Annotated in this window: 24 protein-coding genes and 1 pseudogene; 18 read left to right on the forward strand and 7 right to left on the reverse strand. The window is 72.7% G+C overall.

Translation table 11 applies throughout. The annotated features are described in order from the left end of the window. The first annotated feature begins 10 nt into the window (after positions 1-10). The 4 genes from HCC30_RS11390 to HCC30_RS11405 all read left to right on the forward strand — a co-directional run bounded on the left by HCC30_RS11390 (position 11) and on the right by HCC30_RS11405 (position 2,449). The gene (locus tag HCC30_RS11390; protein ID WP_107421486.1) at positions 11-169 is read left to right on the forward strand and encodes a DUF4177 domain-containing protein; all 159 of its coding nucleotides are present in this window, start codon (positions 11-13) and stop codon (positions 167-169) included. After that, a complete protein-coding gene (locus HCC30_RS11395; protein WP_169442336.1) occupies positions 166-642 on the forward strand; it encodes a RidA family protein in 477 nt (158 codons plus the stop codon). The genes HCC30_RS11390 and HCC30_RS11395 overlap by 4 nt, the downstream gene beginning before the upstream one ends. A 107-nt stretch (positions 643-749) precedes the next feature. Next, the gene (locus HCC30_RS11400; RefSeq protein WP_169442337.1) at positions 750-1,622 is read left to right on the forward strand and encodes an NUDIX hydrolase; all 873 of its coding nucleotides are present in this window, start codon (positions 750-752) and stop codon (positions 1,620-1,622) included. Continuing rightward, positions 1,619-2,449: an MBL fold metallo-hydrolase gene (locus HCC30_RS11405; protein WP_169442338.1), complete on the forward strand. Its 831-nt coding sequence runs from the start codon at positions 1,619-1,621 to the stop codon at positions 2,447-2,449. Before HCC30_RS11400 ends, HCC30_RS11405 begins: the two co-directional genes overlap by 4 nt. A gap of 74 nt (positions 2,450-2,523) precedes the next feature. Here HCC30_RS11405 and HCC30_RS11410 read toward each other — a convergent pair whose 3' ends face one another. Continuing rightward, positions 2,524-3,198 (reverse strand): Crp/Fnr family transcriptional regulator, encoded by a 675-nt coding sequence (locus HCC30_RS11410; protein WP_169442339.1) that lies wholly within the window; start codon positions 3,196-3,198, stop codon positions 2,524-2,526. 317 nt (positions 3,199-3,515) lie between these two features. Here HCC30_RS11410 and nth point away from each other — a divergent pair, with 317 nt between their 5' ends. The 3 genes from nth to HCC30_RS11425 are packed head-to-tail and all read left to right on the forward strand — an operon-like array spanning position 3,516 to position 6,356. After that, a complete protein-coding gene (gene nth / locus HCC30_RS11415) occupies positions 3,516-4,427 on the forward strand; it encodes an endonuclease III (RefSeq protein ID WP_346776605.1) in 912 nt (303 codons plus the stop codon). Next, positions 4,424-5,143, forward strand: coding sequence for a CoA pyrophosphatase (locus HCC30_RS11420; protein ID WP_169442340.1), 720 nt, complete (start codon positions 4,424-4,426; stop codon positions 5,141-5,143). Before nth ends, HCC30_RS11420 begins: the two co-directional genes overlap by 4 nt. Positions 5,144-5,156: 13 nt before the next feature. After that, positions 5,157-6,356: a MarP family serine protease gene (locus HCC30_RS11425; RefSeq protein ID WP_169442341.1), complete on the forward strand. Its 1,200-nt coding sequence runs from the start codon at positions 5,157-5,159 to the stop codon at positions 6,354-6,356. Positions 6,357-6,708: 352 nt separating this feature from the next. Here the strand turns inward: HCC30_RS11425 and HCC30_RS11430 are convergent, their stop codons facing one another. From HCC30_RS11430 to acs, 3 genes are all read right to left on the reverse strand, one after another. Beyond that, on the reverse strand, positions 6,709-7,638 hold the full coding sequence (locus HCC30_RS11430) for an alpha/beta hydrolase (RefSeq protein ID WP_169442342.1): 930 nt from the start codon (positions 7,636-7,638) through the stop codon (positions 6,709-6,711). Further along, positions 7,635-8,144: a phage holin family protein gene (locus tag HCC30_RS11435; RefSeq protein ID WP_169442343.1), complete on the reverse strand. Its 510-nt coding sequence runs from the start codon at positions 8,142-8,144 to the stop codon at positions 7,635-7,637. Before HCC30_RS11435 ends, HCC30_RS11430 begins: the two co-directional genes overlap by 4 nt. 254 nt (positions 8,145-8,398) lie before the next feature. Then, positions 8,399-10,366: an acetate--CoA ligase gene (gene acs, locus HCC30_RS11440; protein ID WP_169442344.1), complete on the reverse strand. Its 1,968-nt coding sequence runs from the start codon at positions 10,364-10,366 to the stop codon at positions 8,399-8,401. Positions 10,367-10,747: 381 nt separating this feature from the next. On the opposite strand from acs, the gene HCC30_RS11445 reads away from it, so the two are divergent. Continuing rightward, the gene (locus HCC30_RS11445; protein ID WP_169442345.1) at positions 10,748-12,010 is read left to right on the forward strand and encodes a hypothetical protein; all 1,263 of its coding nucleotides are present in this window, start codon (positions 10,748-10,750) and stop codon (positions 12,008-12,010) included. A 55-nt stretch (positions 12,011-12,065) separates the two neighbouring features. On the opposite strand, the gene HCC30_RS11450 is transcribed toward HCC30_RS11445, so the two are convergent. Then, positions 12,066-13,049 carry an ATP-binding protein gene (locus HCC30_RS11450; RefSeq protein ID WP_169442346.1) on the reverse strand — a complete coding sequence of 328 codons (984 nt, stop codon included), beginning with the start codon at positions 13,047-13,049 and terminating at the stop codon, positions 12,066-12,068. Positions 13,050-13,150: 101 nt separating this feature from the next. Here HCC30_RS11450 and HCC30_RS11455 point away from each other — a divergent pair, with 101 nt between their 5' ends. Beyond that, positions 13,151-13,975, forward strand: a complete 825-nt coding sequence (locus HCC30_RS11455) for an oxidoreductase (protein ID WP_169442347.1) — start codon at positions 13,151-13,153, stop codon at positions 13,973-13,975. A gap of 324 nt (positions 13,976-14,299) precedes the next feature. Here HCC30_RS11455 and HCC30_RS11460 read toward each other — a convergent pair whose 3' ends face one another. After that, complete coding sequence (locus HCC30_RS11460; RefSeq protein WP_169442348.1) at positions 14,300-15,124, reverse strand: HAD family hydrolase; 825 nt, start codon at positions 15,122-15,124, stop codon at positions 14,300-14,302. 452 nt (positions 15,125-15,576) lie between these two features. On the opposite strand from HCC30_RS11460, the gene ssd reads away from it, so the two are divergent. The 7 genes and pseudogenes from ssd to HCC30_RS28555 all read left to right on the forward strand — a co-directional run. Then, entirely contained in the window at positions 15,577-16,728 is a 1,152-nt protein-coding gene (gene ssd, locus HCC30_RS11465; RefSeq protein ID WP_169442349.1) for a septum site-determining protein Ssd, read from the forward strand. 59 nt (positions 16,729-16,787) lie between these two features. Then, entirely contained in the window at positions 16,788-17,936 is a 1,149-nt protein-coding gene (locus HCC30_RS11470) for a TadA family conjugal transfer-associated ATPase (RefSeq protein ID WP_169442350.1), read from the forward strand. Between the two features lie 300 nt (positions 17,937-18,236). Beyond that, positions 18,237-19,088, forward strand: coding sequence for a type II secretion system F family protein (locus tag HCC30_RS11475; RefSeq protein ID WP_240979525.1), 852 nt, complete (start codon positions 18,237-18,239; stop codon positions 19,086-19,088). Next, positions 19,085-19,885 carry a type II secretion system F family protein gene (locus HCC30_RS11480; protein ID WP_169442352.1) on the forward strand — a complete coding sequence of 267 codons (801 nt, stop codon included), beginning with the start codon at positions 19,085-19,087 and terminating at the stop codon, positions 19,883-19,885. Before HCC30_RS11475 ends, HCC30_RS11480 begins: the two co-directional genes overlap by 4 nt. A 399-nt stretch (positions 19,886-20,284) precedes the next feature. Continuing rightward, positions 20,285-20,443, forward strand: a complete 159-nt coding sequence (locus tag HCC30_RS28550; protein ID WP_346776606.1) for a DUF4244 domain-containing protein — start codon at positions 20,285-20,287, stop codon at positions 20,441-20,443. Then, positions 20,430-20,795: a TadE family type IV pilus minor pilin gene (locus HCC30_RS11490; protein ID WP_169442353.1), complete on the forward strand. Its 366-nt coding sequence runs from the start codon at positions 20,430-20,432 to the stop codon at positions 20,793-20,795. The genes HCC30_RS28550 and HCC30_RS11490 overlap by 14 nt, the downstream gene beginning before the upstream one ends. A gap of 23 nt (positions 20,796-20,818) precedes the next feature. Further along, positions 20,819-21,076, forward strand: a pseudogene (locus tag HCC30_RS28555) (Rv3654c family TadE-like protein); the annotation flags it as partial. A gap of 60 nt (positions 21,077-21,136) precedes the next feature. On the opposite strand, the gene HCC30_RS11500 reads toward HCC30_RS28555, so the two are convergent. After that, positions 21,137-23,572: a DEAD/DEAH box helicase gene (locus HCC30_RS11500; RefSeq protein ID WP_169442354.1), complete on the reverse strand. Its 2,436-nt coding sequence runs from the start codon at positions 23,570-23,572 to the stop codon at positions 21,137-21,139. A 108-nt stretch (positions 23,573-23,680) separates the two neighbouring features. Between HCC30_RS11500 and bldG the strand changes: the two genes are divergently transcribed. Together bldG and HCC30_RS11510 are read left to right on the forward strand one after the other, a co-directional pair. Beyond that, entirely contained in the window at positions 23,681-24,022 is a 342-nt protein-coding gene (gene bldG, locus HCC30_RS11505) for an anti-sigma factor antagonist BldG (protein ID WP_169442355.1), read from the forward strand. A 415-nt stretch (positions 24,023-24,437) separates the two neighbouring features. Beyond that, entirely contained in the window at positions 24,438-24,920 is a 483-nt protein-coding gene (locus HCC30_RS11510) for an ATP-binding protein (protein WP_169442356.1), read from the forward strand. Positions 24,921-25,204 lie beyond the last annotated feature (284 nt).

Genomic DNA, 25,204 nt, shown 5'->3' on the forward strand with positions numbered 1-25,204 from the left:
GCTCGGCACCATGACGAAGTGGGAATACGCAACCGTGCCGCTGCTCACGCACGCGACCAAGCAGATTCTGGACACCTGGGGCGAGGACGGCTGGGAGCTCGTCCAGGTCGTTCCGGGCCCGACCGGCTCCGACCAGCTGGTGGCCTACCTCAAGCGGGAGAAGCAGTGACCGGCCGGGTCGAGGCCCGGCTCAGCGAACTCGGCCTGGTGCTGCCGGAGACGGCGGCCCCGGCCGGGGTCTACGTCCCCGCGGTGCGCAGCAGCCGTTACGTCTTCACGGCGGGCCAGCTCCCGCTGGTGGACGGCAAGCTGCCGCTGACCGGCAAGGTCGGCGCCGAGGTCACGGCGGAGGAGGCCCAGGACCTGGCGCGGACCTGCGCGCTCAACGCGGTCGCCGCGGTCAAGTCCGTGGTGCGGGACCTGGACCGCGTCGCGCGGATCGTCAAGGTCACCGGATTCGTCGCCTCCGCACCGGACTTCACCGGTCAGCCGGGCGTGCTCAACGGCGCGAGCGAGCTGCTGGGCGAGGTCTTCGGCGAGCAGGGCCGGCACGCGCGCAGCGCGGTGGGCGTCGCCGTGCTGCCGCTGGACGCGCCCGTCGAGGTCGAGCTCCAGGTGGAGATCGACGGCTGGGACGACTGACGCGGGAGGACGCGGGTCCTCCCGCCCGGGAGCGGCTGCCCGCGGGGCCGTGCGTACGGCCTCCGGGCGCTCTCGAACATCACGGCGAGGCGCCGTAGCATCCGCCCATGTCGTCCTCCCAGAACGGCCGGAACGGCCAGTGGTATCCCCCGGAGTGGCCGGACCGCATCCGTGCGCTGTCCGCCGGGGAGCTCACGCCCGTCACCCCGAAGCGGGCCGCCACCGTCATGCTGCTGCGGGACACCGGCAGCGGCCCCGTGGTTCACATGCTGCGCCGACGCGCCTCCATGGCTTTCGCCGGAGGCGCGTACGCGTATCCGGGCGGCGCTGTCGACCCGCGGGACGAGCGGCCGGTCGCCTGGGCGGGCCCGTCCCGCGCCGAGTGGGCCGCCCGGTGCGGCACGGACGAGGCCACCGCGCAGTCCCTGGTGTGCGCCGCCGTGCGGGAGACGTTCGAGGAGGCGGGCGTGCTGCTCGCCGGGCCGGACGCCGGGACGGTCGTCGCCGACACCACGGGGGACGAGTGGGAGGCCGACCGGGGCGCGCTCGTCGCACGCGAGCTGTCGTTCGCCGATTTCCTCGACCGCCGGGGCCTCGTCCTCCGCAGCGACCTGCTGGGCGCGTGGGCCCGCTGGATCACCCCCGAGTTCGAACAACGGCGCTACGACACCTGGTTCTTCGTCGCCGCGCTCCCCGAGGGTCAGCGCACCAGGAACGCCTCGACCGAGGCCGACCGTACGGACTGGCTGCTCCCGGCCGAGGCCGCCGCCGGCTACGACCGGGGCGAGCTGCTGATGATGCCGCCCACCATCGCCACCCTGCGCGAGCTGGCCACCTGCCCGACGGCCGCCGAGGCACTGTCCGGCGCGGAGGGACGCGACCTCACGCCGGTGCAGGCGCGGGCCCGGCTGGAGGGCGGCGAGATCGTGCTGAGCTGGCCGGGACACGACGAGTTCACGAAGAGGATCGAACGCGCATGACCGACGCCGCATCTCTCCCCGGCCAGCCGCGCGGCGGCGTGCTCAGCGGTCAGGGCACCGCACGCGCCACCTGCGTCCTGGCGCCCAACCCGTCGCCCATGACGCTCGACGGCACCAACACCTGGATCGTCGCCGAGCCGGACTCCGACCGCGCCGTCGTCATCGACCCGGGCCCGCTGGACGACGGCCACCTGCGGGAGGTCGTCGCCCGGGTCGAGGCGTCCGGGCGGCGCGTCGGCCTCACCCTGCTCACGCACGGCCACCCCGACCACGCCGAGGGCGCCGCCCGCTTCGCCGAACTGACGGGCACCGCCGTCCGCGCGCTCGACCCGGCGCTGCGCCTCGGCGACGAGGGGCTCGGCGCGGGGGACGTGATCGGCACGGGCGGTCTGGAGCTGCGGGTCGTGCCCACTCCGGGGCACACGGCGGACTCGCTGTCCTTCCATCTGCCCGCCGACGGCGCCGTTCTGACGGGGGACACGGTGCTCGGCCGCGGCACGACCGTCGTCGCGCACCCCGACGGCAGGCTCGGCGACTACCTGGACTCGCTGCGCCGCCTGCGCTCGCTCACGGTGGACGACGGCGTCTCGACGGTGCTGCCGGGGCACGGTCCGGTGCTGGACGACGCGCAGGGCGCCGTCGAGTTCTACCTGGCCCACCGCGCCAACCGGCTCGCGCAGGTGGAGACGGCGGTGGAGAACGGCTACCGCACCGCCTCCGAGGTCGTCGCGCACGTCTACGCCGACGTCGACCGTTCGCTGTGGCCCGCGGCGGAGCTGTCCGTACGGGCCCAGCTGGAGTACCTCGGCGAGCACGGGCTGGTCTGAGCGCCCCGCACACGCGAAACGGGTAAGGGGCGTCCCCCCGAGGAGGGGCGCCCCTTACCCGTACGTCCGGCCCGTCAGCGGCTGCGCTTGGCGAGCCGTTCGATGTCGAGGAGGATCACGGCGCGGGCCTCCAGCCGCAGCCAGCCCCGGCCCGCGAAGTCGGCGAGCGCCTTGTTGACCGTCTCACGGGAGGCGCCGACCAACTGGGCCAGCTCTTCCTGCGTCAGGTCGTGCACCACGTGGATGCCCTCCTCGGACTGCACGCCGAAGCGGCGCGAGAGGTCGAGGAGCTGCTTGGCCACACGTCCGGGGACGTCGGAGAAGACCAGGTCGGACATCGAGTCGTTGGTGCGGCGCAGCCGTCGGGCGATGGCGCGCAGCAGGGCGGTGGCGACCTCGGGGCGGACGTTCAGCCAGGGCTGGAGGTCGCCGTGGCCGAGGCCGAGCAGCTTGATCTCGGTGAGCGCGGAGGCCGTCGCCGTACGGGGGCCCGGGTCGAACAGGGACAGTTCGCCGATGAGCTCGCCGGGGCCGAGCACGGCCAGCATGTTCTCCCGGCCGTCGGGCGACGTGCGGTGCAGCTTCACCTTCCCCTCGGTCACCACGTACAGACGGTCGCCGGGGTCGCCCTCATGGAACAGGGCCTCGCCTCGGGCAAGCGTCGTCTCTGTCATGGAGGCACGCAGCTCAGCGGCCTGCTCCTCATCGAGCGCCGCGAAGAGCGGGGCGCGCCGCAGAACGTCGTCCACGAGTTCTCTCCTTGTCGACCTGCCCATGGGCTCTGTCGAACCCATGATGCCGGACGGTGAAACAGTGCGATCAGTCACAAGTTTGACTCACGTGGCCACCGACTCCTAAGGCAGGGGGCCTACGGGGCCGTGAATCGCCGTCGTGCGGGGCGAATGTCAGCGCGCCCCCTTACGCTGGCCGAGTGTCCAATACCCCGTTGTGCGCGGGAAGAGAGGGGGCCGGGCGGGTGACGGCAAGGAAAGATTCCGCTGTGGGCGAACAGGAGCCCGCCAAAGCATCAAATGGGGAAGATGCGACAAATGGGGCAGTGAAGAAGGTGTCACCCCGAAGCGGTGCGACAAACCCCGCCCCCGGCACCGGAAACCGGTCCAAGGTCGCGAAGGGCACGACGAGCGCGAAACCGGCGAAGAAGACGGCGAAAGCGGCAAAGCCCGCGAAGACCGCCAAGCCCGAGACGCGGCTGGGCATGGTCCGCAGGGCCCGCCGGATCAACCGCGAGCTGGCGGACGTCTACTACTACGCGCACCCCGAGCTCGACTTCGGCAACCCCTTCGAGCTGCTGGTCGCCACCGTCCTCTCCGCACAGACCACCGACCTCCGGGTCAACCAGACGACGCCCGCGCTCTTCGCCGCGTACCCCACCCCCGAGGACATGGCCGCGGCCGACCCCGAGCGGCTGGAGGAGCTGATCCGGCCCACCGGCTTCTTCCGGTCCAAGACGAAGTCGCTGATCGGTCTCTCGGCCGGGCTGCGGGACACCTTCGGCGGCGAGGTGCCGGGCACCATGGACGAGCTGGTCACGCTGCCCGGGGTGGGCCGGAAGACGGCCTTCGTCGTGCTCGGCAACGCCTTCGGCGTCCCCGGCCTCACCGTCGACACCCACTTCGGCCGCCTGGTGCGCCGCTGGAAGCTCACCGAGCAGACGGACCCGGACAAGGTCGAGGCGGAGATCGCCGAGATCATCCCGAAGAGCGAGTGGACGATGTTCTCGCACCGCACGATCTTCCACGGCCGCCGCGTCTGCCACTCCCGCAAGCCCGCCTGCGGCGCCTGCCCGATCGCGCACCTCTGCCCCGCGTACGGCGAGGGCGAGATGGACCCGGAAAAGGCGCGCAAGCTCCTCAAGTACGAGATGGGCGGCAAGCCGGGCCAGCGGCTGAGGCCCCCGGCCGACTACCCGGGCGAGCCCGCGCCGCCGCTGGGCACCGCGGCGGGGGCGGCCACGTGACGGCTGCCCACTCCTCCTCCGCGGCCGACGCGGCCGACGGCGCCGCCGGGGACGTGACGGTCACCGACGCCGGTGTCCCGGACTGGCTGCGGCCCGTCGTCCGCCTCGCGCGGGACGTCGAGCCGCGGCAGCTCAGCCGGTTCCTGCCGCCGGCGGACGGCGGAGGCAGGCCCTCCGCGGTGCTCGTCCTCTTCGGGGAGTCGCGGCAGGGGCCCGAGATCCTGCTCATGGAGCGTGCCTCCAGCCTGCGTTCGCACCCGGGGCAGCCGTCCTTCCCCGGCGGCGCCCTCGATCCCGGGGACGGCGATCCGGAGGGCGAGGGTCCGCTGCGGGCCGCGCTGCGGGAGGCGGAGGAGGAGACCGGGCTCGACCCGTCCGGGGTGCAGATCTTCGCGACGCTGCCCGCGCTCTACATCCCCGTCAGCGGCTTCGTGGTGACGCCGGTGCTCGCCTGGTGGCGCCGGCCGACGCCGGTCGCGCCCGTCGATCCGGCCGAGACCGCCCGGGTGTTCACCGTGCCCGTCTCCGAGCTGACCGATCCGGCCAACCGTGCGACGGCGGCGCACCCTTCGGGGCACACCGGGCCCGCGTTCCTGGTCGGTTCGGCGCTGGTCTGGGGCTTCACCGCCGGCGTGCTCGACCGCGTCCTGCACTACGCGGGATGGGAGCGCCCCTGGGACCGGAACAAGCGCGTCCCGCTCGACTGGCGCGCGTGAGACGGTAGCTCCCGTGAATGCGCTGGACATCCTGCTTCTGCTCGCCGCGGTGTGGTTCGCGGTCGTCGGCTACCGCCAGGGCTTCGTCGTCGGCATCCTGTCGGTGACCGGCTTCCTGGGCGGCGGCCTGGTCGCGATCCTCGTGGTGCCCGTGGTCTGGGACGGGCTCACGGACGGCGCGAAGCCCGGGACGTTCGGGGTGGTGGGCGCGGTGATCCTGGTGATCGTCTGCGCCTCCGTCGGCCAGGCGGTCACCACTCATCTGGGTAACAAGCTGCGCCAGCACATCACTTGGTCGCCCGTACGAGCCCTGGACGCCTCCGGCGGCGCGCTGGTGAACGTCCTCGCGATGCTGATCGTCGCCTGGCTCATCGGCTCCGCCCTCGCGGGTACGTCGCTGCCGACGGTCGGCAAGGAGGTGCGCAGCTCGAAGATCCTGCTCGGCGTCTCGCGGGTGATGCCCCATCAGGCGACGGGCTGGTTCAACGACTTCTCCTCCGTCCTCGCGCAGAACGGTTTCCCGCAGGTCTTCTCGCCCTTCGCGAACGAGCCGATCGAGCACGTCCCCGCGCCCGATCCCCGCCTCGCGCACAGCCCCGTCGTGGCGCAGGCGAAGCGGAGCATCGTCAAGGTCGTGGGCACGGCGCCGAGTTGCGGGAAGGTGCTGGAGGGCACCGGCTTCGTCTTCGGCAGGCAGCGGGTCATGACGAACGCCCACGTCGTCGGCGGTGTCACGGAACCGACCGTGCAGATCGGCGGCGAGGGCAGGACGTACCAGGCGCGGGTGGTGCGCTACAACTGGAAGCGCGACATCGCCGTCCTGGAAGTCCCCGAACTGCGCGCCCCCGCGCTGAAGTTCGCCGACCGGGACGCCGAGCGCGGCGCGGACGCCATCGTCGCCGGCTTCCCGGAGAACGGCGGCTTCGACGTCCGCTCCGCCCGGCTCCGCGGCCGCGTCGAGGCCGACGGCCCGGACATCTACCAGCGGGGCACGGTCAACCGCGACGTCTACTCGCTCTACACCACCATCCGCCAGGGCAACTCCGGCGGCCCGCTGCTCACTCCGGGCGGCGAGGTGTACGGCGTCGTCTTCGCCAAGTCCCTCGACGACCCCACCACCGGGTACGCGCTGACGGGCGACGAGGTCCGCGAGGACGTCCGGCGCGGCCGCGTCGCCGACAAGCAGGCCGACAGCCAGGGCTGCGCGATGTGACGGCGGGGCGCCGGTCAGCCGCGCGTGTGGCGGAGGCGGGCCCCCACCCAGCGCGCCCGGCGGCGGAGAATACGAGGAATGTCCAGCTCGCTCATCCCGGGCGCCGGTGGTCCTCCGGGCCCTGCGGGAGAGTGCTCACCACGGCTCGGTCCGGTGCCCTGCACCGGGACCCTTCCCTTGGTGAAGCTGCGCTTACGTGCCACGTCACGGTAGTCGTGCGTCCAGCCCATACAGCGCACTGTGCCCGTGGCCCAAGGTCAGTAATCGCCCCGCGGCTACTCGATGGGCCTATGCGGCGGGCATGTGAGCGAATACCCGGGCGCGCTCCCCGGCACGCGCTCCGGCTCGCGGTCTAGCGGTCCGGTTCCTCGTCCTTCAGCCAGCTGATCAGCTCGGCCGAGAAGGCGCCGGGGTCCTCCTCGTGCGGCCAGTGCCCCAGCCCGTCGAAGAGCCGCCAACGGTAGGGCGCCTCCACGTACTTGCCCGACCCGGCGGCGCTCCGCGTGCGCAGCACGGGGTCGAGCGAGCCGTGCAGATGGAGGGTCGGCACGCGGACCGGGCGCTTCATCCGCCGGTTGAACTGGATGCCGTCGGGCCGGGCCAGCGAACGCACCAGCCAGCGGTACGGCTCGATCGAGCAGTGCGCCGTCGACGGCACGCACATCGCCTGCCGGTAGTGCTCCACGGCGTCGTCCTCGGGAAGCTTCGGACCGGCCCACTCCCGGATCAGACGCCCCACCAGGGCGCCCTCGTCCGCGACGAGCTGACGCTCCGGCACCCAGGGCCGCTGGAAACCCCAGATGTACGAGCCGGCCGCCGTCTGCCGTATGTCGCCGAGCATCGCCGCCCGCCAGCGGCGCGGGTGCGGCATCGAGGACACGGCCAGCCGACGGATCAGCTTCGGCCGCATCACGGCCGCCGTCCACGCCAGGTACCCGCCGAGGTCGTGCCCGACGAGCGCCGCGTCCGGCTCACCCAGGGACCGGATGACGCCGGTGACGTCGAGGGCGAGGTTGGCCGGGTCGTAGCCGCGGGGCGTGCGGTCGCTGCCGCCCACGCCCCGCAGGTCCATCGCCACCGCGCGGTACCCGGCGTCGGCCAGCGCGGTCAGCTGGTGCCGCCAGGCCCACCAGTACTGCGGGAAACCGTGCAGCAGCAGGACCAGCGGCCCCTCGCCCAGCTCCGCGATGTGGAAACGCGCCCCGTTCGCGGCCACGTCCCGGTGGGTCCAGGGGCCGTTCTCGGGGCGGATCACGTTCACGGGTCTCGCGGGGTTGGTCATACGCCCGAGCGTGTCACATCGCGCGCGCCGCCGGAGACGGCCTTGGCGCCGGTGTAGTCGTCGGTGTGCGCTCCGCTGCCGAGCTTGACCTGGCCGTTGCCCGCGGCCCGCGGGTGCGGCTTGGCCTTCTGCAGCACGGCGGCCGTCTGCTTCGCCGAGGCGATGGACTTCTCCGGCGGCTTGATCTTCTTGAACTTCCGCAGGGCCCACAGCAGCAGGATCAGCGCCAGCAGGATGAACGCGCCGCCCACGATCAGGAAGGACCAGGCGAGCCCGAGCCCCAGGTTGTGGATGCCGTAGGCCGCGGCGAAGCTCAGCACGGGGAGCGAGAAGAGCAGCAGCACGCCGGCGGCGATGGCGAAACCACCGCCCATCACGCCCCGCTTCACGTCCTGCCGGATCTCGGCCTTCGCCAGCGCGATCTCGTCGTGCACCAGCGCGGACAGTTCGGTGGTGGCCGAGGCGACCAACTGGCCGAGGCTGCGGCCGTCGTCGGCTGCGCTCATCGGTATCTCCCTCTTCTCTGCGGCTTCTTCGGGCCGGTCGGTCCCGGCTCGCACGGTCTACTCGTCAGTCAGATCATGCCGGACCATCGTCCTCCACGCGTTCCCGCCGGGCCACCTCGGCAGGCCCCGTGGCGGCGAGCCGTCTTCCATCCGTGATGTGCGCGGGCCCGCGGAACGCGCGGAGGGGCACCCGGCCGCGTGCCGGGTGCCCCTCCGAACCGTGCGGGCGCCGCTCCGGCGCCGCGCGGTGTGCGTCAGTCGTCGCCGCCGGACGTGGGCAGCTGACTCTGGATCAGGTCCATCACGGACGAGTCCGTCAGCGTCTGCGTGTCACCCAGGGTGCGGTTCTCCGCGACGTCGCGGAGCAGGCGGCGCATGATCTTGCCGGAGCGGGTCTTCGGGAGCTCCGCCACCGGCAGGATGCGCTTCGGCTTCGCGATCGGCCCGAGCTGCTTGCCGACGTGCTGCCGCAGCTCCTCGGCCAGGCCATCGGCATCCTCGGCGTTGTCGCCCCGCAGGATGACGAAGGCGCAGATCGACTGCGTCGTCTGCGGGTCGGTCGCGCCGACCACGGCGGCCTCGGCGACGGCCGGGTGGGCGACGAGCGCCGACTCGACCTCCGTCGTCGAGATGTTGTGGCCGGAGACGAGCATGACGTCGTCGACCCGGCCGAGCAGCCAGATGTCGCCGTCGTCGTCCTTCTTCGCGCCGTCACCCGCGAAGTACTTGTCCTCGAAGCGGGACCAGTAGGTGTCCAGGAAGCGCTGGTCGTCGCCCCAGATGGTGCGGAGCATCGCGGGCCACGGCTCGGTCAGCACGAGGTAGCCGCCCGCGCCGTCCGGCACCTCCTCCGCCTGCTCGTCGACGACCTGCGCGGAGATCCCGGGCAGCGGACGCTGCGCGGAGCCCGGCTTGGTGTGCGTGACACCCGGCAGGGGGCTGATCATCATGCCGCCCGTCTCCGTCTGCCACCAGGTGTCCACGACGGGGGTGCGGTCGGCGCCGATGTGGTGCCGGTACCAGACCCACGCCTCGGGGTTGATCGGCTCGCCGACGGACCCGAGGATGCGCAGGGAGGAGAGGTCGTACTTCGCCGGGATGTCGTCGCCCCACTTCATGGAGGCCCGGATCGCGGTCGGCGCGCAGTACAGGATGGTGACGCCGTACTTCTGGACGATCTCCCACCAGCGGCCCTTGTGCGGGGAGTCCGGGGTGCCCTCGTACAGCACCTCCGTCGCACCGTTCGCGAGCGGCCCGTAGACGATGTACGAGTGCCCGGTGACCCAGCCGACGTCGGCGGTGCACCAGAACACGTCCTTCTCCGGCTTCAGGTCGAAGACGGCGTGGTGGGTGTACGCGACCTGGGTCAGGTAGCCGCCCGTGGTGTGCAGGATGCCCTTCGGCTTCCCGGTGGTGCCCGAGGTGTAGAGGATGAACAGCGGGTGCTCGGCGTCGAACTGCTCCGGCGTGTGCTGGTCGCTCTGCCGCTCGACGAGGTCGTGCCACCACACGTCGCGGCTCTCGGTCCAGTCGATGTCCTCCTGCCCCGTCCGGCGCACGACGAGGACGTTGCGGACGTTCTCGGTGCCGGGGCGGGTCAGCGCCTCGTCGACGGCGGGCTTGAGCGAGCTGGCCTTGCCCTTGCGGTAGCCGCCGTCCGCGGTGATGACGACGCGGGCGTCGGCGTCCTGGATGCGCGCGGCCAGCGCGTCGGCGGAGAAGCCGCCGAAGACCACCGAGTGCGGTGCGCCGATGCGGGCGCAGGCCAGCATCGCGACGACCGTCTCCGGGATCATCGGCATGTAGACGGCGACCCGGTCCCCGGCCTGGACGCCCAGCTCGGTCAGCGCGTTGGCGGCCTTGGAGACCTCGCTCTGGAGCTGCGCGTACGTCAGGCTGCGGGAGTCGCCCGGCTCGCCCTCGAAGTGCACCGCCACGCGGTCGCCGTTCCCGGCCTCCACGTGCCGGTCGACGCAGTTGTACGCGACGTTGAGCTTGCCGTCCGCGAACCACTTCGCGAAGGGCGGGTTCGACCAGTCCAGCGTCTCGGTGGGTTCGGTGCCCCAGTCGAGCCGGCGCGCCTGCTCGGCCCAGAAGCCCAGCCGGTCAGCCTTCGCCTGCTCGTACGCTTCCGCGGTGACGTTGGCATGGGCGGCCAGGTCGGCGGGCGGAGCGAACCTCCGCTCTTCCTTGAGCAGGTTGGCCAGGCTTTCGTTGCTCACGACATCTCCCTTTCCCAGGGTGTCCGCTGTGTCCCGGGGGCTAGCTCATCAGCCCCGACGCCTCGGTGACAAGGGTCTCAGGCAAAAAGTGGTATAGACCTGTTGCCGCTCGTGCGCCCACCCCGTGCCCGCACGACCGCCCAGCGCACAAAGGAATGTGAGGGGCAGTCAGCGGTTGCCGCGTATCCGGCCGTCGCTCTCCTTTCGCGTGTCGCCCGCCGTGCGTCGTCGTACGGCCGGGACGGCCGTCGCTCCGCAAAACAGGTGAATAAAGCAGCATGGTCAGCTTGTCGTACTTACTACTTATCTCTCTAATGTCACTTTGGTCCGACGTGAACGCGCAGGCGAGCAGCGGCGCGACGTCGACACCAAGGCGGACGGATGAGACCCAGACGGAGATGGACGACAGGCGCGGCGACGGTCACGGCACTGTCGGCGCTGGCGGTGGCCATCGGGGGCTGCACCAACGAGCAGACCGGATCCAGCGGTTCGGACGACTCGGAAAACGTCAAGGGACGGAAGGGCGGCACCGCGCAACAGGCCCAGCGCACGGCGCCGCAGCTGATCGGTGACGGCTCCACGGCGCGCACCGGGCAGCAGCCGCACCAGCCGGTACCGAAGAAGCTCAAGAAGGGGAAGAAGCCGCCCCAGTTCGTGGTGTTCTCCTGGGACGGCGCGGGCGAGGACAGCAAGGAGCTCTTCTCCCGCTTCCGCAAGGCCGGCAAGAAGTATGACGCCGCGCAGACGTACTTCCTCACCGGCCTCTACGTGCTCCCCGAGGACAAGTCCGACCGCTACCGTCCGCCGCAGCACGCCCAGGGAGCCTCCGACATCGGGTTCCTCAAGGACGAGAACGTCCGGGCGACGCTCAAGCAGATGCGTGCCGCGTGGCGGGACGGCAGCGAGATCGGCACCCATTTCAACGGGCACTTCTGCGGGGCCGACGGCGTCAACAACTGGTCCGCCGAGGACTGGAAGAGCGAGATCCGCCAGGCCAAGTGGATGGTGGAGAACTGGAAGACCACCACGGGCTGGAAGGGCGCCGACCCGCTGCCCTTCGACTACGGCAAGGAACTCATCGGCGGCCGCACCCCCTGCCTGGAAGGCCAGGAGAACCTGATGAAGGCCGCGTCCGAGATGGGCTTCCGGTACGACTCCAGCGGCAACGGCAAGCAGGTGTGGCCCGGTAAGAAGCACGGGCTGTGGGACATTCCGCTCCAGGCCGTGCCCATCCCCGGGCGGAACATCGAGACGCTGTCCATGGACTACAACTTCATGGCCAACCAGTCCGTGACGCCCGACGGCCCCAAGGAGAAGCACGCCGAGTACGGGCGCCAGATGCGCGAGGGGCTGCTCGCCGGCTTCGACCGCGCGTACAAGGGCAACCGTGCGCCGCTGATCATCGGCAACCACTTCGAGGACTGGAACGGCGGCGTCTACATGGACGCCATCGAGCACACCATGAAGACCGTCTGCCCGAAGAAGGACGTCCGCTGCGTCTCCTTCCGGCAGCTGGTCGACTGGCTGGACGAGCAGGACCCGAAGGTGCTCGACGCACTGCGCGGGCTGGAGGTCGGACAGAGCCCCAAGGGCGGCTGGAAGAAGCTCACCTCCGCCGCCGCGGAGGGCACGAAGCGGAGCTAGCCGAGGCGCCCCCGTTCCGGAACGCTCCGGGACGGGGGCACCCCGCGTGACGCGGTCAGGCCGGCTGCGGCGCCGTCCGCTCCGACAGGACGAAGCCCGGGTCGACCTGGGCCGCCAGGTCGATCCCCGTCCGCTCGTTGCCCCAGCTCTCGGCGTTCCGCAGGTGGAAGTGCACCATCTGGCGCGTGTAGCGCTCCCAGTCGCGCTGCTCGTACGCGCCGTCGGCCGTGGAGTGGAGCGTGTCCAGGGCGTTCCTGTTGACCTCCTCCAGCTCGCCGAACGGCTTCGGGCGGCCCTTCTCCATCGCGCGGACCCAGTCCGAGTGGCCGACCGTGACGAGCAGGTCGTCGCCCACCTCCTCGCGGAGGAAGTCCAGGTCGTCGGGGCTCTGCACCTTGTTGCCGACGACCCTCAGCGGGACGCCGAAGTCCCGCGCGTACTCCTTGTACTGCCGGTAGACCGAGACGCCCTTGCGGGTCGGCTCGGCCACCAGGAACGTCATGTCGAAGCGGGTGAACATCCCGGACGCGAAGGAATCGCTGCCGGCCGTCATGTCCACCACGACGAACTCGTCCCGCCCGTCGACCAGATGGTTCAGGCACAGCTCCACCGCGCCGGTCTTGGAGTGGTAACAGGCGACGCCCAGGTCCGAGTCCGTGAACGGGCCCGTGGCCATCAGGCGGATGTCGCCGCCCTCCAGCGGGACGCTCCGCGCGCAGGCGTCGTAGACGGGATTGCTCTCGTCGATCCGCAGCAGCCGGGAGCCGGACCCTGGCGGCGTCGTCTTGATCATGTCCTGCGCGGAGCCGATCCGCGGGTTGGAGCCGCGCAGATAGTCCTTGATGAGCGGGAGCTGCGCGCCCATCGCGGGCAGCTCGGCCGACTCCTCGTCGGTCAGCCCGAGGGCCGCGCCCAGATGCTGGTTGATGTCCGCGTCCACCGCGACGACGGGTGCGCGGCGGGCTGCGAGCAGGCGGATGAACAGTGAGGACAGCGTCGTCTTGCCGCTGCCACCCTTGCCAACGAAAGCGATTTTCATAAGCAGAAGACTAGGCGCGGCCCGCGCCGCCACCAACGCCCGAGGTGGGGAAGACCACTCGATCGGGCGGTGGAGCCGGACCGGCGCGTAGGGTCGTACGCATGAGTAGCAGCACCGCTGACCCCCTGGCGCCGCTCGGCGCCCTGCCCGGCGTGACCGACGCCGTGGACTCCGTACGGAAGGCCGTGGACCGGGTCTACGGGCACCGCATCATGCGCCGCCGCAGCAGCGAGGTGAGCGCGGAGGCGGCGCTGCGCGGGGCGCGCGGTTCGGCGGCGCTCGACGGTGCCGACTGGGCACTGGAGGAACTGCGCAGGCGCAGCGACTTCGGCGTCGAGGGCGAGCCCCGCACGGTCGGCGCGGCGCTGCGGGTCACCGCCGAATCGGGCCAACTCCTCGACGTGTGGCGGCAGTCGCCGCTGCGCGTGCTGGCCAGGCTGCACCTGGTCGCGGCGGGCGGCACCGCGACGGACGAGGCCGTCGGCCGGCCCCGCCTCGCCGGGGAGCCCGTCGAGGACCCCGTCGCGGGCGTGGAACTGCCGGACGCGGACGAGGTCGCCGCCCGGCTGGACGGCCTCGGGCAGCTCGTCGTCGACGGGAGCGAGGCGCCCGCGCTGGTGCAGGCCGCCGTCGTGCACGGCGAGCTGCGCGTACTCCAGCCCTTCGGCTCGTTCAACGGGCCGGTGGCCCGGGCGGCCGCTCGCATCGTCCTGGTCGGCAGCGGCCTGGACCCCAAGGCGATCGCGCCCGCCGAGGTCGGCCACTACGAACAGGGCCGGGACGCCTACCAGGAGGCGCTCCGCGGCTACGCCTCCGGAACGCCCGAGGGCATGGCCGCGTGGATCGCCCACTGCGGAAGGGCAGTTGAGCTGGGAGCGCGGGAGAGCACCGCCGTCTGCGAGGCGCTGCAGCGCGGAGCGGCGTAGTCCGCCGGGCCCGGACAGAGTTGCGGCGGCACCGCCGCTCGGGCGGTGCCGCCGCTGACATGTCCACCGGGTTACCAGTGCGTGCTCACTTGTATGTCCACCAAGTCGGGACGTTGCCCGTCTCCTGGTGCGACCGGCCCGATCCGCGGGCTAGGCGTCGCGTGGGTGCCCAGTATTCATGCGATGCGGTCCGTGGGGCCTTGCGTTGACGGGATCCTCCCGGATGCCGTTGGTCTCGCGGGCCGTTGATTCCTTTGTAGCGCGCAACGCCGCAAAGCGAAAGTCCTCACCGCATATCTTTACTTTCGCCGCGAAACGGGCGGATCAGACGCGGCGCCGGCTCGCGTACCAGACCGCCCCCGCTGTCGCCGCTGCCGCGCCCACGGCCGCCGCCATGATGGTCAGGGCCGGACGGGACGGCATCGCCAGGCTCGGGATGCGCTGCTTCAGCCGCACCGGCCGCGAGAACGACAGCACCGGCCACTCCCGTGTCACCGCCTCCTTCCGCAGCCCGCGGTCGGGGTTCACGGCGTACGGGTGGCCGACCGACTCCAGCATCGGCACGTCCGTCACCGAATCGCTGTACGCGAAACAGCGGCTCAGGTCGTAGCCCTCCTCCACCGCCAGCGCGTTGACGGCCTCGGCCTTCGCCGGCCCGTACGCGTAGTACTCGACCTCGCCCGTGTAGCAGCCGTCCTCGACCACCATCCGCGTGGCGACGACGCGGTCCGCGCCGAGCATCCGGCCGATGGGCTCGACGACTTCGGCGCCGGACGAGGAGACGATCACGACGTCCCGGCCCGCGAGATGGTGCTCCTCGATGAGCGACGCCGCCTCGTCGTAGATGAGCGGATCGATCACTTCGTGGATGGTCTCGGCGACGATCTCCTTTACCTGCTCGACGTTCCAGCCGCGGCAGAGCGCGGAGAGGTACTCGCGCATCCGCTCCATCTGGTCGTGGTCGGCTCCGCCGACGAGATATACGAACTGTGCGTAGGCAGTGCGGAGTACGGCACGGCGATTGATCAGGCCACCCTGGTAGAAGGACTTGCCGAACGTCAGCGTGCTCGACTTCGCAATGACCGTCTTGTCCAGGTCGAAGAACGCGGCTGTGCGGGGCATCGCTAGGTTTTCCACGGAGGCGAGCATAGGCGCCAACCATTCGGCGTAAGGTGTGGCGCGTGGGTTTGCCTGAGAAGGGCCTCGGGTACACCATGGAAGTCACGGATCGTTCGCGACCGTGCTAACCCGGCCCGGCTCCTCCCCCCCCGAGTCGGCCGTGGAGACGACCCCCGCTCTCCCCCCCGGCGGGGGTCGTCGCATGTCCGGGGGCATTTTTCGGGGCGAGGGTGTGGCTCGCCGGATTTGTTGATCTTCGTCGACCCCCTTAGCGCTTGATCGAATCCTGTTACGGGCAGTAATCGCCAGGCTGCTCTCCGGATGTCATCGGGACGGGGGGCGAAGTTATTCACAACCCCCGGGTTGTCCACAGTTCTGGACCATGATCATCAAGTTTTCCCGGTCCGCCTCACAGTGATTCCCAGCGGCGTCCGCAGGTGTTTGCGGAAGCGAGGGTTCGAGGTGTGAAGGGGGACTGGAGCGTGGCCGAAACCATTCTGATTGTCACGGAGGACGAGGACCTTCTCGACGATCTGCTGCGACTCTGCGCAGCCGCCGGGGTGGAGGCCCAGGTGGCGCACGGGGCTCCGGGGAGCCAGGAGAGCTGGGCCTCCTGGGGCGGAGCGGGCGCCTGGGAGGCGGCCGGACTCGTCCTCGTCGGCGACGACTGCGCCGGGACGGGCGGCTTCGGCGGCCCCGACGGCGCCCGGCCCGGCGCTCTGCGGAGGGACGGCGTACTCCTCGTCGGACGCGATCTCGACGACCCCGGTGTGTGGGAACGCGGGGCGCGCATCGGCGCGGAGGGCATCGTCATGCTGCCCGACGCGGAGAACTGGCTCGCGGGCCGGATCGCCGACGCGGCCGAGGGCATCGGACGCCCGGCACTGACCCTCGGCGTGATGGGCGGCCGCGGCGGCGCCGGCGCCTCGACGCTCGCCTGTGCCCTGGCCGTGACGGCCGCGCGTACCGGGCGGCGCACCATGCTGATCGACGGGGACCCGCTCGGCGGCGGCCTCGACGTACTCCTCGGCGGAGAACGGACGGAAGGACTGCGATGGCCGGCGTTCGCGGAATCACGAGGCCGGGTCGGAAGCGCCGCGCTCGAGGAATCGCTGCCGAAACTGCACGACTTGAGCGTGCTCAGCTGGGACCGCGGGGACTCCGTGCTGATCCCGGCGGACGCGATGAAGTCCGTGCTCGCGGCCGCACGGCGCCGCGGCGGAGTGGTCGTCGTCGACCTGCCCCGGCGGATCGACGAAACCGTCGCCGAAGCGCTCGTCCAGCTCGACCTCGGGCTGCTCGTCGTCCCGGCCGAACTGCGCACCGTGGCGGCGGCGAACCGCGTCGCCTCCCGGATGCGGATGATGCTGCGCGACCTGCGCGCCGTCGTCCGCACCCCCGGCGGGCCCGGCGGGCCGCGTTCCTACGGGACGGGGCTCGACGACGAGGAGGTCGCGGGACTGCTCGGGCTGCCGCTCGCCGGTGAACTCCCCTGGGAGCCCGGGCTCCTGGAGTGCGTCGAGACCGGCATCCCGCCCGGCGCGCGCCGGCACGGGGCGCTGTCCCGCTTCTGCGAGGAGTTCTGGGCCAAGGCCCTCGGCGACGACGCGGCGGAAGGGGGCCGGGGGCGGTGAGCGGGGCGTTCCGGGGCCGGCGTCCAACGGGCGGGGAGGAAAGGGAGGTTGAGGCGGCCGTGCCGGGGGACGCGCTGCTGGAGTCGGTGCGGAGGAAGCTCGCCGAGACCGGTTCGGAGCCGACCCCGGCCCGGGTGGCCGACGCCCTGCGCGCGCGGGGCGGGCTGTTCGGGGACAGCACGGTGCTCGGGGTGGTCGAGGCGCTCCGCTCGGAAATGGTCGGAGCGGGGCCGCTGGAGCCGCTGCTCGCCGACCCGGAGGTCACCGACGTCCTCGTCACGCGCTACGACGAGGTCTGGGTGGACCGCGGCCGCGGCCCCGAGCGCGTACCCGTCCGCTTCCGCGACGCCGGGGCCGTGCGACGGCTGGCACAGCGGCTGGCGACGAGCGCGGGGCGGCGGCTGGACGACGCCAGGCCCTGGGTCGACGCCCGGCTGCCGGACGGGACGCGGCTGCACGCGGTGCTGGAGCCGGTCGCCGTCGGCTCCACCTGTCTGTCCCTGCGCGTCGTGCGGCCGCGGGCCTTCCGGCTCGACGAGCTGGCGGCGGCGGGGACGGTCCCGCCGGGAGGCCAGGAGGTGCTGCGCGCGGTGCTCGACGCGCGGCTGTCGTTCCTGGTCAGCGGCGGTACGGGCTCGGGCAAGACCACGCTGCTCAGCAGCCTGCTGAGCCTTGTCGCGCCCGGGGAGCGCCTCGTCCTCGCGGAGGACTCCGCCGAACTGCGGCCCGCACACCCGCACGTCGTCCGTCTGGAGGCCAGGCCCGCCAACCAGGAGGGTGTCGGCCGGGTCGGGCTGGACGACCTCGTACGCCAGGCGCTGCGGATGCGTCCCGACCGGCTGGTCGTCGGCGAGGTGCGCGGAGCGGAGGTGACCGACCTGCTCGCGGCGCTGAACACCGGTCACGAGGGCGGCTGCGGCACGGTGCACGCCAACGCCGCCGCCGACGTCCCCGCGCGCCTCGAAGCGCTGGGGACGACGGCCGGGCTCGACCGGGCCGCGCTGCACAGCCAGTTGGCGGCGGCCCTCGACGTCCTCGTCCACCTGGTGCGCGACCGGAACGGGCGCCGCCGGATCGCCGAGATCCACGTCCTGGAACGCGACCGGGACGGGCTGGTCACGACCGTTCCGGCGCTGATCTGGGGCGAGCGGGGGTTCGTGGAGGAACGGGGGGCCGGCCGGCTGCGGGTGTTGTGCGGGCGGGGGTGAGGTGCGGGGTTTGCGGGGGCGGACTGTCTCGTGCGGGGCGGAATCAGCTGCGGCTCCCTTCGGGGCCGGTGAACGTCGGCGGGCGAACAGGGCCGGGGCTGAGGGGAGTTGGCGGCGCGTCCGGCCCGGTTTCGGGCGGGCAGGGCGGTGCGAGGAGCGGGACGGGATGAACGGGGAGCCGGAATGGTGTGGTTCGGGACGGCGGCGGCCGGTGACGCGGGGGACGTGGGGCTGGTGCCCGGTCCCGAGTCGGCGCCGCTGTACGCGGCGGTGGTGTGCGCGGGAGCGGCGGTGCTGCTCATGGCCGGGCGGGACGAAGGCGCCCGCCGGGCACGGCTGTTGCTCGCGGGCGGAGGTGAGCCGTCGGGCGCGGCCTGGTGGGGGAGCCCGGTGGAGGGGCCGTGGCGGAAGCGGCTGTCGGGGGTGGCCGGGCGCGTGGAGTCGCTGAAGGGTTCCGGCCGGTCGCCGCACGAGTGGTGGTGTCTGCTCGCGGGCGTCGTGCTCGGGCTGCTCGGGGCCTCGTGGCTGCCGGTGCTCGCGGGTGCGGCGGCCGTGCCGCTCGGGGCGCGTGCCCTGCGCAAGCGGGCCAGGAGCGCGGCGGTGGAGCGGAAGGAGGCGGCGGTGGTGGAGCTGTGCACGGCGGTCGCCGGTGAGCTCCGGGCCGGGCACCAGCCGGAGCGGGCCCTGCTGTCCTCGGGCGAGATCGCCGTACGGGGGCTGGGGGAGGACGGTTCGGCCGTACTCGCGGCGGCCCGGTTCAACGGGGACGTGCCCGGCGCCCTGCGCGCGGCCGCCCGTGCGCCCGGTGCCGGGGGACTGCTCGGTGCCGCCGCCTGCTGGCAGGTGGCGGTGGAGGGCGGCGCGGGGCTCGCCGAGGGGCTGGACCGGGTGGCGGCCGCGCTGCGGGCCGAGCGCGACCAACGGGAGGACCTGCGGGCCCAGTTGGCGGGCCCACGGTCGACGGCGGTCGTACTGGCCCTGCTCCCCGCGTTCGGCCTGCTGCTCGGCAGCGCCATGGGCGCCGACCCGCTGCGGGTGCTGCTGCACAGTCCGGCCGGGCTCGTCTGCCTCGCGGTGGGCGGAGCGCTGGAGTGGGCCGGCCTGGCCTGGGTCGCCCGGCTCGTCCGGTCCGCCGAGGGAGGTACGCGGTGACGGCCGAAGTCGTACGGCAGGTGCCGCTGTTCGTCGTGTGCCTGGCGGCCGTGGCCTGCGCGGCGGGAGCGCTGTCGCGGCAGCACAGACGGCTGACGCGCCTGAACCACCTGCTTCCCGGGCAGCCCAGGCGTCCGCGCGGGACGGCGCTGCGCCGCCGCACACGGCGGCACAACGTGGTGGAAGGCAGGCCAGGCCGCGGGCGTGAGGCCGTGGCGGCGGCGGGGGCCGGGGTGCTCGCGGCGGTGGTGCTCGACGGGCCCGTGGGGTGGGTGGCCGGAGCGGCCGTCGCCTGCGGAGCGTGGCGGCTGCTGCGTACGCGCGGGAGCCGGGACTCGTCCGGCCGGGGCGCCGAGGCCCGGGACGCGGTGCGCCAACTGCCCCTGGCCGCCGAGCTGCTGGCCGCCTGCTGCGCGGCGGGGTCGTCCCCCGAGCGTGCGGCGGACGCCGTGGGCCGGGCCCTCGACGGTCCCTTGGGCCGCCGGCTGCTCCGCGCCGCGACGGAACTGCGGCTCGGCGGCGACCCCGTCGAGGTCTGGCGACGCTTCGGCGCCCTCCCCGGCAGCGAGGGCCTGGCCCGCTGCCTGGAACGGTCCGCCACCGCCGGAACCCCGGCGGTGGACACGGTCACCCGCCTCTCGGCCCAGCTCCGCGCCGACCGCAAACGCGCCGCCGAGGCCCGCGCCCGCCGCGCCGCCGTCCTCGTCACGGGCCCCCTCGGCCTGTGCTTCCTCCCCGCCTTCCTGGCCGTGGGGGTGGCCCCGGTGGTGCTGGGGCTGGCGGGGTCTCTCCGGTGAGGGAAAACGGGCCGCCCCGAACAACAGAACGGAACCGCACACATGAAGCCGAACGAACCCGTACCCGACCAGAGAGGCCACCCGACGGACCAGAACCGCCGACGCGCACCGACCCGCCTCGGCAGGAACCACCCGAGCAAGCACCAGCCAGACACCTGCACAAAGGAGAACGGCATGAACCCACGCACCCCCGCAGGAGCGCCCGTCGTGGCGAGTGCGCGGTGGCGGCGGCCGAACAGGAGGATGCCGAACCGGCTGCACCGGGCGCACAGTTCGTACCGGGCGCAGCGGCCGTACTGGAGCAGGGGCCGGCGCTGGGGCAGCCTGCGGCCGGAGGCCTCGGCCGCCCGGCGGGCGCCGGAAGCCCGGCGCGCGCGGCGGTTCACGGGAGCGGGCCCGGTGCTCCGTGGCGACGCGGGGATGACCACCGCCGAGTACGCGGTCGGCACCCTGGCCGCCTGCGGTTTCGCGGCCGCGCTCTACAAGGTGGTGACCAGTGGCGTGGTCAGCGGCGAGATGCAGCAGCTGATCGAGAGGGCGCTGAGTGCGGAGATCTGAGCGGCCGCTCCGCGGGGACGGCGGCTACGTCACGGCCGAGGCGGCCGTCGTCATCCCCTCCCTGGTGCTGCTGTTGGGGGCGCTGCTGTGGGGAGCGACGGCCTCCGTCGCGTACATCCAGTGCGTGGACGCGGCCCGTGCCGGGGCGCGGGCGGCGGCCCGGGGCGAGACGGCGGAGGCGGTGCGCACGGCGGTCGGGGACACGGCGCCGGAGGGCGCGCGGGTGGAGCGGATACGGGAGGGGGACCTGCTGCGCGTCCGGGTGCGTGCGCGTACGCCGGGCCCCGGGCCGCTGGTGGTGGAACTGCGCGCGGACGCGGTCGCGTTCGCGGAGGACAGGGTGGGGACGTGAGGCGGTGCCGTGGGGACCGGGGTGTGGCGACGGTGTGGGCGGCGGCCGGCGGCGCGCTGCTGTGCGGGGTGCTCGCCTCGGTGCTGGCGCTCGGGCAGGCGGTGTCGGTGCGTCACCGTGCCGCCGGTTCGGCGGACCTGGCGGCCCTCGCCGCCGCGGACAGCGCGCCGGAGGGCGAGGCGCGCGCCTGCGCGACGGCCCGCAGGGTGGCCGGAGCGCAGGGCGCCCGGCTCGTCCGGTGCACGGTGCGCGAAGGCATCGCCGATGTGACCGCCGTCGTCCGGCTCGGCCCCTACGCCCCCGCACTCCGCTCCCGGGCCGGCCCACCGGCAGGGCACGTCTCAGGACGCCAGGAGCCGCGTGAGGAGGCGGATGGCGCCGCGTTTGTGGAGCGGGTCGTTGCCGTTCCCGCACTTGGGCGACTGGATGCACGACGGGCAGCCGGCCTCGCACTCGCAGACGGCGATGGCGTCGCGGGTGGCGGTGAGCCAGTCGCGGGCCGTGTGGAAGGCGCGTTCGGCGAAGCCCGCGCCGCCGGAGTATCCGTCGTAGACGAAGACCGTGGGAAGGAGGGTGTCGGGATGCAGGGGTACTGAGACGCCGCCGATGTCCCAGCGGTCGCAGGTGGCGAAGAGGGGCAGCAGGCCGATGGAGGCGTGCTCGGCGGCGTGCAGCGCGCCGCCGAGGATCTCGGGGGAGACCCGGGCCTCGTCCAGCTGGTCCTCGGTGACGGTCCACCACACCGCGCGGGTACGCAGGGTGCGGGGCGGGAGGTCGAGCTTGGTCTCGCCGAGGACCTCGTTGGTGATCAGCCGCCGCCGCAGGTACGAGACGACCTGGCTGGTCACCTCGACGGTCCCGAAGCACAGCCGGGCCTCGCCCCACGGCTCCTCGGCCTCGGTCTCCAGCACGGACACCGAGGTGGTCTCGCGCGCCATCGTCGTCCAGGGCGGGCTGCCCTCCTCGACGAGCGCGGCGCTGTCCTCCAGGTCCAGGTGCTGGACGACGTAGGTGCGGCCCTGGTGCAGGTGGACGGCGCCCTCGTGCACGCTCGAGTGCGCGGCCGCCGCGTCGACGGTGCCGAGCAGCCGCCCCGTACCCGCCTCGACGACCTGGACGGGACGGCCGCCCGAGCCGCGGATGTCGGTCAGGTCGGAGGCGCGTTCCTTCCGGGTCCAGAACCAGGAGGTGCCGCGGCGGCGGAGCAGCTTCTGGCCCTCCAGCTTGCGCAGCAGTCCGGGAGTCGTGGGGCCGAAGACGTCCGTGTCGGCCTCGGTGAGCGGGATCTCGGCGGCGGCCGCGCAGAGATGGGGCGCCAGGACGTAGGGGTTGTCCGGGTCGAGGACGGTGGATTCGACCGGGGCGCGGAACAGGGATTCGGGGTGGTGGACGAGGTAGGTGTCCAGCGGGTCGTCGCGGGCGACGAGTACGGCGAGGGCACCCTCGCCGGTGCGTCCGGCGCGGCCGGCCTGCTGCCAGACCGAGGCCCGCGTACCCGGGTAGCCGGTGATCAGTACGGCGTCGAGCCCGGAGACGTCGACGCCCAGTTCGAGCGCGTTGGTCGCGGCGAGCCCGAGCAGGTCGCCGGTGTGCAGGGCCCGTTCGAGGGCGCGGCGTTCCTCGGGCAGGTAGCCGCCCCGGTACGCGGCGATCCGGCCGGGCAGGCTGCGGTCGACGGCGCCGAGCCGGTCCTGCGCGATGAGCGAGATCAGCTCGGCACCGCGCCGGGAGCGGACGAAGGCGACGGTGCGGACGCCCTGGACGGCGAGGTCCGTCAGCAGCTCGGCGGACTCGGCCGTCGCGGTGCGGCGTACGGGAGCTCCGCGTTCGCCCTCCAGTTCGGTGAGCGGCGGCTCCCAGAGCGCGAAGACGAGTTCGCCCCGGGGCGAGCTGTCCTCCGTCACCTCCGCCACGGGTACGCCGGTGAGCCGGCCCGCGGCCTCGCCCGGCGCGGCGGCGGTGGCGGAGGCGAGGACGAAGACGGGCTCGGAGCCGTACCGGGCGCACAGCCGCCGCAGCCGCCGGATGACCTGGGCGACGTGCGAGCCGAACACGCCCCGGTAGGTGTGGCACTCGTCGATGACGACGTAGCGCAGCGCGCGCAGGAAGGAGGACCAACGGGCGTGCGCCGGCAGGATGTTCCGGTGCAGCATGTCCGGGTTGGTGAGGACGTAGTTGGCGAACAGGCGTACCCACTCGCGCTCCTCGACGGGGGTGTCGCCGTCGAAGACGGCGGGGCGCACGGAGTTGCCCAGCGGGGCGGCGAGCGCGGCCACCGCGCGGCGCTGGTCGGCGGCGAGCGCCTTGGTGGGGGCGAGGTAAAGGGCGGTGACACCACGGCCGTTGGGGGCTTCCGAGCCGTCGAGGACGCCGCTGAGCGTCGGTACGAGATAGGAGAGCGACTTCCCGGAGGCCGTCCCGGTCGCCACGATCACGGACTCGCCGCCGACGGCGTGCCCGGCCACCCTGGCCTGGTGCTCCCACGGCCGGTCGATGCCCGCCTCCCGTACGGCGTCGATCACTTCGGGCCGGATCTGACCGGGCCATTCCGCATGGCGACCGACTCGCGGGGGCAAGTGCTCCGTATGAGTGATACGCGCGGCGCGATCTTCTCCGGCGGCCAGGCGGTCGAGCACCGTACGGGGATCGCTGTGGGAGACCTTTCGGGAGGGCACAGCAGGTGAGCGTACGCTCGGGGGCCGTGGCGGCGGTTCGTTGGCCATCGCCATCGAGTGTGTCACCGGCGCGACGGACAATGGCAACAAGACGTCGTGCACCCACGCCGGTAAGTGATTGAATGCCTTTGCGGCTGCCGATCCGCTCCCTGTCCTCGGCCGGGAGGCCCCGGGGGGCGGACGACTCGATAGCAAGGTGCTGGAGGATCCGTGGACCTGTCCCTGTCGACCCGGACTGTAGGCGATCGGACGATCGTCGCGGTCGGTGGCGAGATTGATGTATACACCGCGCCGAAGTTGCGCGAGCAGCTGGTCGAGCTGGTGAACGACGGCAGCTACCACCTCGTTGTGGACATGGAGGGCGTGGACTTCCTGGACTCCACGGGCCTCGGGGTGCTCGTCGGCGGGCTCAAGCGTGTGCGGGCCCACGAGGGTTCGCTGCGGCTCGTCTGCAACCAGGAGCGCATTCTCAAGATCTTCCGGATCACTGGCCTGACGAAGGTGTTCCCGATCCACCGGTCGGTCGACGAAGCCGTTTCGGCGACGGACTGACCTCTCGTCCCGCGCCCCGGCTTCCGGCCGGGGCCGGGGCGGGTGCCGTTCCGGGCCGGACGTCGCCGGCCTTCGCACCGGCCCGGACCGGCGATTGGTGCTCCGTACGCCCGCAGGGCTCCGGCCCCGCGGGCGTCAGCGCGCGGGTGTGCTCGCGCCGGGCCGCGCACGTACGAGTGGCCGCCGCGGCAGGCGATCGAGCAGAGCCGTGACGGCGTGGTCCGGGGGCTTGTTCTCCAGGGCGCGCGCCGGGTCGTGTGCCGCGGGCGCACGCCGGGCGTTTACCGGCGGCGGAGGAGCGCAGGCTCCCTTCGGGTACGCAACTCCCCTGCGGGAGCGGCCGGTTCGCCGAAGCCGTGCGTCCCGAGAGCGAGAACCAGGCAAGACCGAGATCAGCACGACCGAGGGGGATGGCATGGCCATCGTGGAACTCCGCTTCAGCGCGCAGCCGGAGCACGTGCGTACGGCGAGGCTGGTGGCTGCCGCCGTGGCGCGCCGGGCGGGGGTGGACGAGGCCGTGCTCGACGAGGTGCGTCTGGCGGTCGGTGAGGCGTGCTCGCGCGCCGTCGGGCTGCATGTGGGCAACGGGATCGACCGTCCGGTGCGGGTCGCGCTGATCGAGGACGAGAAGAAGTTCTCCATCGAGGTCGGCGACGAGGCCCCCGCCGCCCCGCATCCGGCCGGACTGGCCGACGCCGAGGGCGCGTTGGTGCCGGGCACGCGCGATGACGGCGCGGGCGTCGGCAGCGCCGACGGGCTGGACGAGGACGGCGACGAGAGCGAGATGGGCCTCGCGGTGATCAGCGGGCTCGTCGACGACGTCGAGGTCAGCTCCGACGAGAACGGCGGGCTCATCCGCATGAGTTGGCCCGTGGCCCCCGACTCGGACCTTCCCTGAGCAAGTTTCCCCGCGGCCCGCGCCTGTCCCGGCTCCACGCCGGTCCGACGGCCGCGGGCGTACGCGTGTGCCGCCGCACGCCCCGTGAACTGCCCCTGCCCGCAAGGCGTACGGCTTCGGCGTCACCTCAACTCCCCCTGAACTAAAGCAAGTTCGCCGTTCCGGTCACGTTTAAACGCGCGCACAGGCTTCAACTCGCGGTGTATTTCGGGCCGTTGTGGCGGGTGCTGGAGTAGGGTTTTCGTGGGGGGCGAGAGGGCTCCGATAAGGCTTGTGATCGTCTT

Origin of the sequence: Streptomyces sp. HNM0574 (assembly GCF_012726235.1) — a bacterium.
GTDB lineage: Bacteria > Actinomycetota > Actinomycetes > Streptomycetales > Streptomycetaceae > Streptomyces.

Excerpts from the sequence above, each read along its gene's own strand:
- HCC30_RS11430 (WP_169442342.1), bottom strand. The coding sequence starts at position 7,638 with ATGACCAACCCCGCGAGACCCGTGAACGTGATCCGCCCCGAGAACGGC.
- HCC30_RS11455 (WP_169442347.1), top strand. The coding sequence starts at position 13,151 with ATGAGTAGCAGCACCGCTGACCCCCTGGCGCCGCTCGGCGCCCTGCCC.
- HCC30_RS11435 (WP_169442343.1), bottom strand. The coding sequence starts at position 8,144 with ATGAGCGCAGCCGACGACGGCCGCAGCCTCGGCCAGTTGGTCGCCTCG.
- HCC30_RS11405 (WP_169442338.1), top strand. The coding sequence starts at position 1,619 with ATGACCGACGCCGCATCTCTCCCCGGCCAGCCGCGCGGCGGCGTGCTC.
- HCC30_RS11510 (WP_169442356.1), top strand. The coding sequence starts at position 24,438 with ATGGCCATCGTGGAACTCCGCTTCAGCGCGCAGCCGGAGCACGTGCGT.
- HCC30_RS11445 (WP_169442345.1), top strand. The coding sequence starts at position 10,748 with ATGAGACCCAGACGGAGATGGACGACAGGCGCGGCGACGGTCACGGCA.
- HCC30_RS11390 (WP_107421486.1), top strand. The coding sequence starts at position 11 with ATGACGAAGTGGGAATACGCAACCGTGCCGCTGCTCACGCACGCGACC.
- HCC30_RS11460 (WP_169442348.1), bottom strand. The coding sequence starts at position 15,124 with ATGCTCGCCTCCGTGGAAAACCTAGCGATGCCCCGCACAGCCGCGTTC.
- HCC30_RS11400 (WP_169442337.1), top strand. The coding sequence starts at position 750 with ATGTCGTCCTCCCAGAACGGCCGGAACGGCCAGTGGTATCCCCCGGAG.
- HCC30_RS11450 (WP_169442346.1), bottom strand. The coding sequence starts at position 13,049 with ATGAAAATCGCTTTCGTTGGCAAGGGTGGCAGCGGCAAGACGACGCTG.
- HCC30_RS11475 (WP_240979525.1), top strand. The coding sequence starts at position 18,237 with ATGGCCGGGCGGGACGAAGGCGCCCGCCGGGCACGGCTGTTGCTCGCG.